General features: G+C 40.6%; 14 protein-coding genes and 1 pseudogene. All 15 read left to right on the top strand.

Annotated elements, in window-relative coordinates:
- Positions 1-4: 4 nt before the first annotated feature.
- The 15 genes and pseudogenes from ACESQI_RS12855 to ACESQI_RS12785 all read left to right on the top strand — a co-directional run bounded on the left by ACESQI_RS12855 (position 5) and on the right by ACESQI_RS12785 (position 15,064).
- Positions 5-1,204 carry an O-antigen ligase family protein gene (locus ACESQI_RS12855; RefSeq protein WP_004320777.1) on the top strand — a complete coding sequence of 400 codons (1,200 nt, stop codon included), beginning with the start codon at positions 5-7 and terminating at the stop codon, positions 1,202-1,204.
- Positions 1,191-2,108 carry an acyltransferase family protein gene (locus tag ACESQI_RS12850; protein ID WP_004320776.1) on the top strand — a complete coding sequence of 306 codons (918 nt, stop codon included), beginning with the start codon at positions 1,191-1,193 and terminating at the stop codon, positions 2,106-2,108. The genes ACESQI_RS12855 and ACESQI_RS12850 overlap by 14 nt, the downstream gene beginning before the upstream one ends.
- Positions 2,105-3,187: a hypothetical protein gene (locus ACESQI_RS12845; RefSeq protein WP_004320774.1), complete on the top strand. Its 1,083-nt coding sequence runs from the start codon at positions 2,105-2,107 to the stop codon at positions 3,185-3,187. The genes ACESQI_RS12850 and ACESQI_RS12845 overlap by 4 nt, the downstream gene beginning before the upstream one ends.
- A gap of 16 nt (positions 3,188-3,203) precedes the next feature.
- Positions 3,204-4,379 carry a glycosyltransferase gene (locus ACESQI_RS12840; protein ID WP_032953548.1) on the top strand — a complete coding sequence of 392 codons (1,176 nt, stop codon included), beginning with the start codon at positions 3,204-3,206 and terminating at the stop codon, positions 4,377-4,379.
- A gap of 14 nt (positions 4,380-4,393) precedes the next feature.
- A complete protein-coding gene (locus ACESQI_RS12835; RefSeq protein WP_032953560.1) occupies positions 4,394-5,554 on the top strand; it encodes a glycosyltransferase in 1,161 nt (386 codons plus the stop codon).
- Positions 5,547-6,104, top strand: coding sequence for a putative colanic acid biosynthesis acetyltransferase (locus ACESQI_RS12830; RefSeq protein ID WP_004320769.1), 558 nt, complete (start codon positions 5,547-5,549; stop codon positions 6,102-6,104). Before ACESQI_RS12835 ends, ACESQI_RS12830 begins: the two co-directional genes overlap by 8 nt.
- Before the next feature lie 37 nt (positions 6,105-6,141).
- On the top strand, positions 6,142-6,930 hold the full coding sequence (locus ACESQI_RS12825) for a glycosyltransferase family 2 protein (protein WP_004320767.1): 789 nt from the start codon (positions 6,142-6,144) through the stop codon (positions 6,928-6,930).
- A gap of 7 nt (positions 6,931-6,937) precedes the next feature.
- Positions 6,938-8,026: a GDP-mannose 4,6-dehydratase gene (gene gmd / locus ACESQI_RS12820; RefSeq protein WP_004320765.1), complete on the top strand. Its 1,089-nt coding sequence runs from the start codon at positions 6,938-6,940 to the stop codon at positions 8,024-8,026.
- Between the two features lie 11 nt (positions 8,027-8,037).
- A complete protein-coding gene (locus ACESQI_RS12815; RefSeq protein ID WP_032953550.1) occupies positions 8,038-8,979 on the top strand; it encodes a GDP-L-fucose synthase in 942 nt (313 codons plus the stop codon).
- 16 nt (positions 8,980-8,995) lie between these two features.
- Positions 8,996-10,342, top strand: a pseudogene (locus ACESQI_RS12810) (sugar phosphate nucleotidyltransferase).
- 19 nt (positions 10,343-10,361) lie between these two features.
- Entirely contained in the window at positions 10,362-10,886 is a 525-nt protein-coding gene (locus ACESQI_RS12805) for a UpxY family transcription antiterminator (protein WP_032953552.1), read from the top strand.
- 1,466 nt (positions 10,887-12,352) lie between these two features.
- Positions 12,353-13,510: a radical SAM protein gene (locus ACESQI_RS12800; RefSeq protein WP_195570663.1), complete on the top strand. Its 1,158-nt coding sequence runs from the start codon at positions 12,353-12,355 to the stop codon at positions 13,508-13,510.
- A 48-nt stretch (positions 13,511-13,558) separates the two neighbouring features.
- The gene (locus tag ACESQI_RS12795) at positions 13,559-13,708 is read left to right on the top strand and encodes a hypothetical protein (RefSeq protein WP_007484821.1); all 150 of its coding nucleotides are present in this window, start codon (positions 13,559-13,561) and stop codon (positions 13,706-13,708) included.
- Between the two features lie 58 nt (positions 13,709-13,766).
- Complete coding sequence (locus ACESQI_RS12790) at positions 13,767-13,916, top strand: hypothetical protein (protein WP_007484819.1); 150 nt, start codon at positions 13,767-13,769, stop codon at positions 13,914-13,916.
- A 65-nt stretch (positions 13,917-13,981) separates the two neighbouring features.
- Positions 13,982-15,064: a M42 family metallopeptidase gene (locus tag ACESQI_RS12785; protein WP_007484818.1), complete on the top strand. Its 1,083-nt coding sequence runs from the start codon at positions 13,982-13,984 to the stop codon at positions 15,062-15,064.
- Positions 15,065-15,088: the final 24 nt, after the last annotated feature.

Below are 15,088 nucleotides of genomic sequence, written 5' to 3'. Positions count from 1 at the left end.
AAATATGTTTGAAAAAATAAAAGCATATCTAAATCTTAGGTATTTCCTGTATTTCTTCGCTTTAATAGCTGGCTGGCCTTGCGTATTTTTTTTAATGGGATGGTTGCCTCACTATACGATAAACTATCTGCTATTATTTGTATTAGTAGCATTTTTTATTGTAACAAAGAATGAATTTAGGCTACCGTCTCCTATAGTATCGTTATTAGTATTACAAATAACAGCTTGGGGTATCTATTCTATCATTCATGGGCTTGATACGTCCTATTTCACTCGAATACTGATGTTGTGTATCACATATATGTTCCTTGAGATGCAATTATCCGATGAACGTTTAGGTTTTGTGAAGACATATAATTTATGGCTTGTTTTTCAAGTAATAGCAGGTAGCATAGGATTCATTTTAGTTCTTATTGGCATTCTTCAGCCTATTTTTGTGTTCCGTGAATTGGATATGAGACCGGGATACTTCTTTGGCCTATTCACAACTAATACTTATTTTGACGGTCTTGTTCGTAATGCCGGTTTCTATGATGAACCAGGTGCATTGGCGTTTTGGGGAATGTATGCTTTGATAATCAATAAGCTTTTTGTTAATAATAAAAGAGTAGAGATGCTACTTATATCCGGACTTATTTCTACGCTTTCTTTGGCCTACTTCATCCAGATAGCAATATATGCATTCTTTTTCTATCGAAACAGATTCAGTAAGTTAGTACTATACATTGTGGCTTTTGTGGTTGCCTTGATTATGATTTCTTCCTTCAATGAACGGATGAATCGGGCCATATTTGGTCGCTTCGAGTATGACGAGAAGAAAGGAACGATAGCCGGTGACAACCGACAACAGATGACAAAGGTGTGCTGGGAATTATTTAAGGAAGCACCAGTTGTGGGGCATGGTGCACGGAACTTGATAAGTATATCGCAAAAACATAGAGTGTTTGTGGGGGCAAATCCAAATTTAATCTTGGCCTGCGATGGGGTTTTAGGACAACTGGTCTATTGGAGTCCATTCTTTTTCCTGTTGGGTTTAAGACGGTATGACAAGAAATACGGGTGGACATTTTGGATATTGATATTTGGTTTTTTGCAGAGGCCGTATGATGGTACGCAACTGCTATATCCGTTGATGTCGTTTACAATAGTAATGCAGGCATATCTGCAAGTGAAAAAACTTTCGATTGGTAATGAGTCAGAATAGAAATCGCTGGCTTGACATAGCTAAAGGTATAGCTATTATCTTGATGGTAGCGGGGCATACACCGATTCCCAGTGTAATGTCACATTTCATATATGCTTTCCACATGCCCTTGTTCTTTATCTCTTCGGGATTGGTGAGTAACTATGAAAAGTATAGCCTCGTGGACTATATAAAGCATAAGTCATATACGCTTTTACTTCCATTTGTGTGTTACTCTACTATTGTTGCATTTTTAATGTATTTTATCGGGGAATTGGATGTCATACACTATATAAAATGTGGTTGGGGGGGGTATGCATTATGGTTTATCCCTATTTTATTTATGTCATCTGTTTTGGTACGAATAACTTTCTTGATAAAGAGAAAATATGTCCGACGCTTTATTATGTTATGCTTCCTTTATATTGGATATAGTTTGCGGCATTATGAAATATCCTTACCATGGAGTTTGTCGGTTCTTCCTTATGCTTCTTTCCTTGTAATGTTAGGTAAAGAATTAGCAGATTACAAAAAACGAATTGAAACACCCCTTTCGTTTTATTGGGATTTTTATTGCTTGCTATCCGTCACTGCGGTAATTAGCTATTTGTGGAAACTTGATTTAGCGTGGAATTTAATAACCCCGATAATTCCATTGACATTAGGAGCTGTTACCGGTACGCTGATGGTATTTCGCTTGTCGGTTTGGATAAGAAATGCGTCAACTATGTTTTCTAATATATTTACCAAAGTGGGGAGGGAAACATACGTGGTGGTCGCATTCTCCCAAGTCACGGTTATGTGTATCAATTATTTATTTACATTAAATCCATTGTTGAAATATGCCATTCTTGTCATTGTACTTATTTTACTGAAATATCTTAAAGATGGCATTAACCGACTGGTAAGGATTAAGATTTTATGAAGAAATATCGGATATTTTGGACTTGCATACTGCCTGAACACTTAATTGCTCAATACAGATTGTCATTTGCTGCCTGTAACTTCTCCTATAACTTGATGAGTGGTTGTGCTTTTGACAAAGTTTATAGCAGTATGCCACTTTATGTAGGCGGTGAGATGTCAAAAGAAGCGTTTAGCGATAAACGCTTTGAATTGATTTATGATAGGTGGCGCAAGGCGGGAAAATTCAAGCAAAAACTGGCAACATTCAAAGAACAGTTCACTATGTTCCAGCAAATACCCAAGGATGCATCAGTATGGTTCTACAACCTAAATACACTTAATGCCTTATTGTTTGTGATGTTGAAGCTATTGAAACCATCCGTACAATTAAATGTGATAGTATTAGACTTTACACCCGTAAATCGAGGTTTCGGATTGAATCAGATTTACTTGAAACTTATAAATTGGGCACATGGCCGTATTTGTTTAGCCAATTCTGAATTATTCAAAAAGGAAAATTCGTTAGTTCTCCCAGGTGTTGTTCCATATAGCAGCAAGACGAGACCGGAAATTAAATCTATAAAGAAAACCTTTTTACTCTCCGGTGTCCTTTCTGAGGAAATATCAATGCTTTCTATGGTGCTTGATGTTTTTTCCAAACTATCTGAATACGAATTACATATCACCGGTATCAAAGGAAATGAGTTAATGTTGCAGCAATACGCTAACAATCATAGCAATATCCATTGGCACGGTCAATTGCCTTTCAACGTTTACATGGAACTTTTACACCATATCACCTTTCAATTAAGTACACGAGATATTAATTTTCCGGAAAATCAATGTAACTTTCCTTCTAAGATAATAGAAGCCTTGTTTCACAATCGTATAATCATATCTACCATTCATTATCCACAAATTGAAGGAATGAAATATTTTACGGTTAAACCTACCAAAGAGGAGTTCCATAACGGAATAAGAGCTATAGCAGACTTATCTGATGAAGAATTGTTACGTTATGCTAATCAAGGGAATGTTGTGGAACGATTGTTTGGTGTCGAAGTATGGAATCAAGCAATGGCAAAAATAGAGGAATAAAGCATTTACGAATCAAATGAAACTTGTTTTTTACTCGCTTATACTAAACAACCATCAGGCAAATGTGGCTGATGAATTGTGGAATTTGACTGGACATAACTATTACTTTGTGGAACTTGCCAATCTGCAAGCCGAGCATCGGAAAGGAGACTCGTATGATTATAGCGATCGGCCTTATTTGTTGCGGGCTTGGCAATCGAAAAAGAATTACAGTAAAGCAATGGAGTTGGCACAGACGGCAGAATGTTGTGTGTTCTCAGGAGTACAGGCTTTGCCTTTCCAAAAGATACGAATGAAGCGAGGGCTGCTGTCATTCGATATGAGCGAGCGATGGCTGAAACGGGGAGTTTTGAACTTATTTTCACCTGCTATCTTGAAAATGTTCCTCGCCTATCATTTCGGAGGTTGGAGTAGAAAGCCGTTGTATAAACTTTGTTGTAGTGCATTTGCGGCGGCAGACCAGTACAAAGTGGGTACTTATCAGGGACGTTGCTACAAATGGGGCTATTTCACCCGGGTGGAAAAAGTTGATGTTGAAGCATTCTCGGATGTTTCCACATTAAATATCACACCACTTATGTGGTGTTCAAGATATTTAATGTGGAAACATCCGGAACTACCCATCCTTATGGCTGAACGGTTGAAACGGAAAGGGTATCGATTCCGGCTCGATATGTACGGCAGCGGGGAGTATGAAAGTCGTACGAAACAGCTAGCGAAGAATCTAGGTGTGACTGATGTAGTTCGTTTTTACGGTAACATGCCCAACAACGAACTGATGGTCAAGATGCGCTGCCACAGCATATTCCTCTTCACCAGCGACCGCAACGAGGGTTGGGGTGCTGTGGCCAATGAAAGCATGTCCAATGGTTGTGTGTTGGTGGCAAGCGATGGAATAGGAAGTTCTCCATATTTGATCAATGATGGGCAGACGGGATTGTTATTTACCAGTCCCAAGCAATCAAGTAGTTTCAACCGCCCCGATATTGCAGCGTTGGATTCCTTATGCGACAAAGTGGAGTACCTGCTTGCCAATCCACGTAAATGGCAAGATATCCAAAGCCGTTCTACCGCCTTGATGCAGGAACTATGGAATCCCCATATCGCAGCCGAAAGGCTGCTGATCCTAATAAACTGTCTGGAAAAAGGGAAAGATACTCCTTTTGTAGAAGGGCCTTGTTCAAAAACTTAAAGCATACAATTTATATGAAAGTATTACAAACCATCGCTGGGTTTGGTGCATTGTATGGCGGAATAGCCACTTGCACGTATGACTTAATTTTGGCGATGTATAATATCGGTTTTCCTATTGATTTGTTGACTTTGGAAGTGAAAAACAAATCGGATGTATTGATGGGTAAGGGTGAAAATTGGATTAAAGCATTACCAAATGATGCTATAACTCCGTACGAGTATTCAAAGAACATCTCTTCCTATCTACAAAACAATGAGTATGACCTTTATCACACCAATGGGTTATGGATGTATTGCAACCACATCACTTGTTCCGTTGCAAGGCATAAACGTAAACCTTATATTATCACGCCGCATGGAATGCTTTATCCGGAAGCGTTAAAACGCTCTTACTGGAAGAAATGGCCGTTGATACAGTTTTGTTTTCGTAAGGACATCAATCATGCTGATTGTTTGCATGTTACTTGCAAGCCTGAAATGGAGTATGTACGCCAATTTGGATACCGTGGTGCCATAGCTGTTATCCCTAACCCGGCCAATTTGCCTGGTTATCTAAACGAGATTGCGACTAAAAAGCCGTCCTTTCTGGGGTGTAGTCGATTGAGGAAGTTTGGCTTCCTCGGACGACTACACCCCAGAAAGAAAGTTGAAAACCTTCTTTATGGGGTAGCCTTGCTACCTCGTTTACAAGATTATGAATTAGTGATTATGGGCAAAGGAGATGAAATTTACGAACAATTTCTGCGTAGCGAAACGAAACGGCTTGGATTAGAAGATTGTGTTAAATTCTGCGGCTTTATTAACGGTAGGGATAAGTATGAACAATTGGCACAATTATCATGTCTTTTCGTGCCGAGCGACTTCGAGAATTTCGGTATGATTGTAACCGAGGCCTTGTCGGTAGGTACTCCTGTGATGGCTAGTCTTGGTACTCCGTGGGAAGAATTGAACACCATCGGCTGTGGATGGTGGATTGACCGTACTCCCGAAAACATTGCCCAAGTAATGCGACAAGTGATGGAGATGTCTATCCCGGAACTACTCGCCATGGGGGAAAGGGGGCAACAGCTTGTGCAGAAGAAATATACTGCGCCTATGATAGCAATGCAAATGCAACAACTGTATGAATGGCTATTAGGTGAACGTTCTAAACCCGATTTTGTTTATGACTAGCGTAAATCTGTCGAAATATGATAATTCATGGTTCTACATAGGTGCTGGAAAGATGAAAGCGATTATCTGGTATTTCGTAAATGTTTTTTTTATAAATTGCAGTTGGAATCCTTCTTCAAGCCTTAGGATACGGCTGCTTCGTCTTTTTGGAGCCCGAATGGGAAAGGGAGTTGTAATAAAACCTTCAGTCAATATTAAATATCCGTGGAATCTGTCAATAGGAGACTATTCTTGGATTGGTGAAAATGTATGGATAGACAATCTTACCCATGTTGCGATTGGTTCGAATGTCTGTATCAGCCAGGGAGCTATGTTATTATGTGGTAACCATGATTATAAACGCCCGACATTTGACCTCATGGTAAAACCTATTGTTATTGAAAATGGTGCATGGGTTGGTGCTCAATCCACTGTTTGTCCCGGAGTAACAATGCATTCACATAGTGTTCTTACTGTCGGTTCCATAGCCTCTAAAGACTTAATGCCATATTCGATATATCGTGGGAATCCTGCGGTTAAAGTCGCAGAACGGGTAATGTTTGAATCGTAATCAAACTCTTTACCCAAAATCAATTTAATTTAATCTGATGAAAATATCAATAATCACTGCTACATGGAATAGCAGTGCAACTTTGCGTTACACGATGCGGAGTGTGTTGTCACAATCCTATCCAAATATAGAGCATATTATCGTGGATGGTGGTTCAACAGATAGCACAATGGAAATCGTACATGAATTAGAGCCTGAATATCAAGGTAAATTACGTTATATCAGCGGAAAAGACAAAGGAATATATGATGCCATGAATAAAGGTATCGCAATGGCGACAGGCGATATCATAGGAATACTTAATAGCGATGATTTTTATACCAGCGATATTGTGCTTTCAACAGTGGCATCTGCATTTGAAGACGGTAACATAGATGCTGTTTATGGCGATATACATTATGTACAAGACAATGACTTGCAAAAATGTACCCGTTATTACTCTTCGAAACTTTTTCATCGCCGTTGGATGCGTCTCGGCTTTATGCCCGCCCATCCGAGTTTTTATTGCCACAAAGAAATATATGAGAGATACGGCGGCTTCAATTTGTCATACAAAATTGCTGCTGATTTTGAATGTCTGTTACGATTAATATTCGTCCATAAAATACGACTCCGATACATCCCAATGGATTTTGTAACAATGCGTACAGGAGGAGCATCGACCAGTGGATTGTCCAGCCATAAACAAATTTTGCGAGATCACCAACGGGCATTCAAGGATAATGGAATTTACAGTAATGTTTTGCTTGAATCGTTGAGATACATTTACAAAATATATGAGATCATCGAAACTAAAGTTTCACGAAATAATACATCACAAATTTGATATTTATATGAAGACAGCTTTAATTACCGGTATCACCGGACAGGATGGATCATATCTTGCTGAATTGCTTTTAGAAAAAGGATATGACGTGCATGGTACTATACGTCGTTCATCGGTAGACTATCGTGAGCGTATTGCACATTTGGAAGGGCATCCTAACTTCCACCTCCACTATGCTGACTTGGGCGACTCGATGAGCATCTTACAGGTGGTGAAAAAAGTAAAGCCAAACGAAATATACAACCTCGCCGCACAAAGTCATGTACAGGTGTCGTTTGACTCCCCAGAGTTTACCGCTGATGTCGATGCCACCGGCGTACTACGCATTTTGGAAGCTGTGCGCCAATGTGATCTGACTGATACCTGCCGTATCTATCAGGCTTCCACGTCAGAGCTATACGGCAAGGTAGAAGAAGTACCCCAGAATGAGAATACTCCTTTCCATCCCTATTCTCCCTATGCCGTAGCGAAACAGTATGGGTTCTGGATTACTAAAGAATACCGCGAAGCGTACAACATGTTCTGCTGTTCAGGTATTCTGTTCAACCACGAGTCGGAACGCCGCGGAGAAACGTTCGTTACCCGCAAGATAACCCTTGCCGCTGCACGTATAGCCCAAGGCAAGCAGGATAAATTGTATTTAGGTAACTTGTCATCGCTCCGTGACTGGGGCTATGCCAAGGATTACGTGGAGTGCATGTGGCTGATCCTCCAAAACGACAAGCCGGAAGATTTTGTCATTGCCACCGGCGAGCAGCATTCGGTACGTGAGTTCTGCCAATTGGCTTTCCGATATGCCGGAATCGAACTGCGTTTCGAGGGTGAAGGTGAAAACGAAAAAGGCATCGACTGCAAGAGCGGTAAAGTACTTGTCGAGGTTTCTCCCGACTTCTACCGCCCAACCGATGTGGTAAATCTTTTGGGAGACCCGTCGAAAGCGAAACGTGAACTGGATTGGAATCCGCAGAAGACATCGTTTGAGCAACTTGTAAAAATCATGGTGGATGCCGATATGGCAAAAGTGGCCGTTGAACGTGCATCGCAACAGGTAAGAACCAACCTTGCCGAATATCTCGAAAAAGGAATCGTAAAATAATCGAGAAAACAATGGAGAAGAACGCAAAAATCTATGTGGCAGGACACCGTGGAATGGTAGGCTCTGCCATTGTACGGGAACTGCAACGCCAGGGATATACGAATATCATCACACGCACGCACAAAGAATTGGACTTGACTCGCCAGGAAGCCGTGGAACGCTTCTTCGCCGAAGAAAAGCCCGAATATGTATTCCTCGCCGCAGCAAAGGTGGGCGGTATCATCGCCAACCAATCGGCATTGGCGGACTTCATGTACGAGAACATGATACTGGAGATGAATGTCATCCACTCGGCATGGCGCAATGGTTGCAGGAAGCTGGAGTTTCTCGGTTCATCGTGCATATACCCGCGTATGGCACCCCAGCCGATGCCTGAAAGCTGCCTGCTAACCTCCGAACTGGAAAAGACCAACGAGGCATACGCATTGGCAAAAATCTCTGGATTGAAATACTGCGAGTTTCTCAACCGCCAGTACGGCACGGACTATATCAGCGTGATGCCCACCAATCTCTATGGGCCGAATGACAACTACCACCCCGAGCACAGCCACGTGTTACCGGCGCTTATCCGTCGCTTTCATGAGGCGAAGGAAGCGGGCTTGAAAGAGGTGACCTGCTGGGGTGACGGTAGCCCGTTGCGAGAGTTTCTCTATGTGGATGATTTGGCCAATCTCTGCGTATTCTTGATGAACAACTATTCGGGGTACGAGACAGTAAACGCCGGAACAGGAAAGGAACTGACCATAAAGGCACTGACAGAATTAGTGGCAAAGATAATCGGCTACACCGGCGAGATATGCTGGGACACCTCACGGCCGAACGGTACCCCCCGCAAGCTGCTTGACGTTTCGAAAGCGACTTCGCTCGGATGGACATACAAGACGGAACTGGAGGAAGGCATCCGTCTTTCCTACGAGGATTTCTTAAACAACCCGATGAGGGCGGAAAGATAACTTTCACAACATAATCATGCAAATCATACTCTTATCCGGCGGTTCAGGTAAAAGGCTGTGGCCGCTTTCAAACGAATCCCGCTCCAAACAATTCCTCAGACTGCTTCCTTCCCCGGACGGAGGCAGGGAATCTATGGTACAGCGTGTCTACGACAGATCAAGGAATCGGGACTTTCCTGCCCGGTTACAATCGCTACAAGTGTATTTCAAAAGGATGCCATCACCAATCAGCTCGGTGAGGATGTGACTGTCGTCACCGAACCTAGCCGTAGGGATACCTTCCCTGCAATCTGTCTCGCTTCCGCCTATTTGGAGAAAACAGCGAAATGCGACAAGAATGAAACAGTCATTGTTATGCCATGCGACCCGTATACGGAAGAGCGTTATTTTCAAACTATAGCGGAAATGGCGGAAGCAGTGCAGAATAATGTGGCTGATCTTGTACTGATGGGCATAAAGCCCACCTATCCGTCCGCCAAATACGGTTATGTGATACTTCAAAAGCATCGCAAAACAGACGGAATATATGAAGTGGAGCGTTTTATGGAAAAGCCGGATGTCGCCACTGCTGAAAGATTTATCGCAGATGGCGCATTTTGGAATGGCGGCGTGTTCGCTTTCTGTCTCGGATATATGATTGACATCGTAAAGAGTTATCTCGCATACGATATTTTTGAGGAGGTACGCCTCCGATATGAGGAACTGCCAAAGATCAGCTTTGACTATGAGGTGGTGGAGAAAGCGAAGTCTGTGGCTGTCGTTCCATACGACGGGGAATGGAAAGATCTCGGCACATGGAACGTGCTTACTGATGAACTGAAAGAGCGTTGCATCGGTAACGTGGTGATGGACGAGAAATCTGAAAACACCCATGTGATCAACGAATTGGAAATACCTGTCATGTGCATCGGTGCCAAAGACATGGTAATAGCCGCTTCATGGCGATGGCATCCTGGTTTCAGAGAAAGGGAGGAGCGAGCACATCAAGACATATGCGGACCGCTTGCAATGCCACCCGATGTACGAGGAGCGTCGCTGGGGAGAATATAAGGTTATCGATACGGTGAGTTTTCCTGACGGATATGAGATCCTTACCAGGCAGTTAAAGATAAAAGCCGGTAAGAGCGTAAGCTATCAGGCTCACCGCTATCGCGATGAAGTCTGGACATTCATTGATGGCGAGGGTATGCTGGCTCTTGATGGGAAAATGACTAGAATCGGCCGTGGAGACACCGTCTGTATTAGGAAGGGCATGAGACATGCCGTCAAGGCCATGACCGATCTGCTCTTTATTGAGGTACAGTCAGGAGATCTGCTCGTGGAGGAAGATGTCGAAAGGTTCGATTGGAACTGGAAATCATAAAAAAAGGAATCAATAGGTCATGATGAAAAAATGGTATGCCCTGAAGGTTTTCTATAACCGTTTTTCGGAAATCAAGGCCACATTGTCACGTGACGGGATTGAGAGTTATATCCCGATGAAAACCAGAAGCTATCCGCAACCGGATGGGGAAGTCGTGATCAGGCGGGTTCCGCTTGTCGCCATGTTGATGTTCCTGCGTTGCGATGATGACTATATCTCTTCCTTGAATTCGATTCTCGATGAGAAAGCCATGGTGTATCATCGTCCCGGTACCCAGATTCCAGCTTCCATTCCGGATGAAGAGATGGACATGTTCATCATGCTCACTTCTTCCATGGAGGACGGTTTCGAACAGATACCGTATGATGACAATCTCGTGAAGAACGCCGAAAAATACCGGGTGACAGGTGGGGAATATGCTGGGGTAGTGGGATATTACAAACGTATCAAAAAGAACAAACGGCTGGTTGTTCCTTTTGAAGGCTTGCTGATATTGGTCGCCACCAATTATATTCCCAAATGTTATTTACAGGAAATAGTATAGTGATAATCAGTGCAAGCAGATATAGAGTCTAATTTTATGAGTAAACACGCATAATAGCAGAATTCGGATATGTACATAACTGCCAGCAATTTCAGACACCTTTAAAAGATGCTGTTACCAAGTTTCGCAGATATGGAAATGAAATCTTTACTACATATTCCTTTAAAGAAAGGCGGCTTGAATATATGAGGTATGGCTACAATTCAAATAACCTTTATACCCCAACCGAGAAACATAAAATACTTCTTGATTGGGGTCATTTTTTAATATAATTTCCGGTCGTGTAATCGCCGGTAGAAGCAATATACAGGGATTTCGAATATGCCTTTTTCGGTAACTACAAATCGATTATGCGATTTCCCTCACTTAATCCCTCAACCTCCCTCTCTTGAATTTTTCCAATCCTTTCTCCCAAATATTTTTTATTTTTCCCTTCGGGATTTTTCTTTAATCCAAAAAATATTCTTACCTTTGTTCAAAGAAGAGTTATACTCATGAGTATGAGGCTGTAAAATATTGAAATTAGCACAATCTCCAAATCGTTACCCGAAACTTTTTAAAACTTCTATAAGCGTTTGTCTTTCAAATCAATCTGTCAATAAGATAAGAATTTAAAGTAAAAACTTAGCTTGTATAAGGCACAGAGTTATAAAGTTCCACCTTAAAATATTATACAATATATCAACTTGAATTATAGTTAGATATAAATAAATCAACAATCTCTGTCACAAAACTAGTCTCCCCTTAGGAGGTTGTTTGAGAATAGTATCACCAAGAATTCCATCAAATAAAATAAATAACTATCTTTGCGTGATTCTTTATTTAGGTATCAACAATTACTTAAAATTAAGAGAATACCAGAGCGTATTTCTTCATAGTTTATAGCTATGTAAGTTATACACTCTTATTATATAATAAAACATTAAACAATTGGAATAGCGTTTCCATTCTTATACTTATTAAAAAGATATTTGAGCTTTTAGCTCTTATTCTCCAATCTGAAAACCGCCAATTTAAAGTCTGTGAGAATAAGTCGATGAGAGTTCACGCCTTCTGGGTGTGGACTATTCGTACTTATTACAGACAGGGTGCTTGGCGGTACCTCAGATTGAAATAAGTCGAATGGTCCCGCCTTTTTTTTATGATACACATTGGTCAAATAATAGAACAAGAACTTCATCTACAAGAACGTTCTGTTACATGGTTCGCAAATAAGCTTTATTGCGACAGAACTAATGTGTACAAAATATTTAAGCGAAAAAGCATTGATACTGAATTACTTCTACGAATATCACTCATACTTAATCATAATTTCTTCAACTATTATCTTCAAGAGTTTCAAAGTTGTGAAAAGTAAGCTACACAAACGTGACTTATTGTCAACACTTCAAAAGATACTTTCTGACAAATAAACTCTTTCTTTGCCAAAAAGATAATCACGACTAATACTTAAAAAAGGACATAAGATGAAGAAAATTATCAGATATGAAAAAATAAAGCGATGCACTTGTACCCTATATATGACCGAAGCCTGTAACCTCAATTGCGTTTATTGCTATGAACATAAAAAAGGTACTGCCATAATGCCAATGAATATTGCCCAAGAAGGCATTCGCTCAACCTTTGAACGAGCTATAAGAGATAACATAGAATACGTCGAAATTCTTTTCCACGGGGGCGAACCTTTTCTGGCTTTTGAAAGGATAAAAGAAATATGTGACTGGATATGGACACAAGAATGGCCTGTGAAATACATTTGTTATGCAACTACAAATGGTACGCTGATACACGGAGAGATACGCAACTGGCTTTTAGAAAATAAAGACCGGTTTATTTTAGGGCTTAGCCTGGATGGAACCCCCGAAATGCACAACCGGAACAGATCCGATTCTTATAGTAAAATAGATATTGATCTATTCAGAAATACCTGGCCGGAACAAGGTGTAAAGATGACTCCGTCTCCCGGAACCTTATCTTCTCTGGCCAATGGAGTTATCTATGTCCACGAATTAGGCTTTAAGAAGAACAATTGTACATTTGCAAGCGGTGTAAACTGGGAAACAGATGAAAATGGAAAGGTAATAGATTACAAAAAAATTCTGGCAGAACAGCTAATGAAGTTGGCTACTTATTATCTCGAACATCCGGAAGTGCTTCCTGTTGACATGCTAAACATCAAATTCCTGGCAGTAGCCGCCGGTATAAATAGCCTGACAGACAAACTATGTGGAGCCGGAACAATTATGAGATGCTGGACCCCTGACGGTCAATGCCTGCCATGCCACCTTTTCTATGAGGTAAGTAAAGAAACAAAAGAGAAATTGCCGGAAATAAAATTGGACTGCCATCAAGAACTCTCTGATTCACGCTGTAAAAATTGCATATTGGAAACTGTCTGCCCTACCTGCTATGGAGGTAGTTTCGTCAGCTATAGAGATGTTTCCAAAAGAGATCCATATACATGTGAAATAACAAAGATACGTTCACTGGCTGGCTCATGGATGATTGGTCAGATGCTCAATACCCCACAAACATATGCAGCCCTGAAAGATATGAGTGAAGAAGAACTCGCCATGACTGCAAAAGGAGTTATGATGGTACAGGAACTTTTCGATGAAGGTTAACGGTTCAGCCAAAGTAAAATTGAACCATTACAATAAATATTAAGAAACATGAACTTTAAATTATCTCAAAAGGCTGTTACTTCCATTCATGTGAAATACAGCAAGAAAATTCAGGAATTGGCAAACACAAAATGGGAAGTATCCGCTAACAGTTGCGGATGCACCGGAGATTGCGGTTCAAACTGGATGCAGAGTTAAGAAACAGGTTAATAGCTTTTACCTACAAAAAAGCTTAATCATTAAATTATTATAATCTATGAATTTCAAGTTATCTCAGAAAGCTGTCATTTCTATCAATACGAAATACAGCAAGAAAATTCAAGAATTGGCCAATACGAAATGGGAAGTATCTGCCAACAGTTGTGGATGTACAGGCGATTGCGGTTCAAACTGGATGCGTAGCTAACAATCAAAAGAGAAGAGAGTTTTACGGCTCTCTTCCTTTTTTTTAATTTCATAATAAAAGATACGATGACTGAATATAATAATACCGAATGGAAAAACAGTTCTTCATTTCATGAGTTACTAAACACTTGTTCACCTTCTTGCCGGGAGTATGAAAGTGCAACAATATTCAAGACATGGTTGAGCACAGCTCATTGCCAAACATCTACAGACATACTGGGTAATGTAACCGGATGTATCAATCCTCAATCTGAATATAAAATACTCCTCACCGCACACATGGATGAAGTAGGTCTACAGATCACCCATATTAACTCTAACGGATTAATATTTTTCAGAAGAGTCGGCGGTATTGAGCCAATGTCACTTTGCGGTCATGAAGTAACAATACTAAATAAGAAAGGACCAGTGAATGGTATTATTGGGAGAAATGCTCAAAACTATAATTTCACAGAGCAAGGGCTTTCTTTTAAAATGTCTGATTTATGGATAGACATAGGTGCAGATACTAAAGAAGAAGCGACAGAAAAAGTCCGGATAGGTGATTTCGTTTCCTTCAAACCTAATTCTCAGAAAATAGGAAAAAGCAGAATTTGTGCGAAAGGATTAGATAATAAGACAGGACTGTTTATTGTAGCCCAAACGATAAAGAAGTTAAGTAAAGAGCAACTATCTATCGGTATTTATGTAGCAGCCACAGTGCAAGAAGAAATAAGGTTAAGAGGTATCGCACCTTGTGTCTACAACATTAAACCAACTATTGGATTTGTGGTTGATGTTGGATTCGCTACCGACGTTCCCGGTTCATCTCAATATGAAGAATCAACTTTCTGTTTAGGAAAAGGTGTTGGCCTTATTCATAATGCAGATAATAACCCTATTTTAGTAGATTACCTAAAACAAGTAGCCGAGTCAAAGAAAATTCCTATACAGGAAACAGTAGGACACACATTATCTGGAGGTACAGATGCCATGATCTTACAATTGACAGCTGATGGTGTAGCTACGGCAAATATCAGTATTCCTTGTCGTTATATGCATTCACATACAGAAATGTGCGACTGGGAAGATATAGAGTATGCCATTGAATTACTGACACAAACTATTTTGAAAATTGATAAAGAATCAAACAAATATTTATTTAAATAAAAGAGAAGACATCGATAAAAACGA

It is taken from the genome of Bacteroides sp. HPS0048 (assembly GCF_964240755.1).
Lineage (GTDB): Bacteria > Bacteroidota > Bacteroidia > Bacteroidales > Bacteroidaceae > Bacteroides > Bacteroides nordii.
This window is presented reverse-complemented; position numbering and strand designations above follow the sequence as displayed.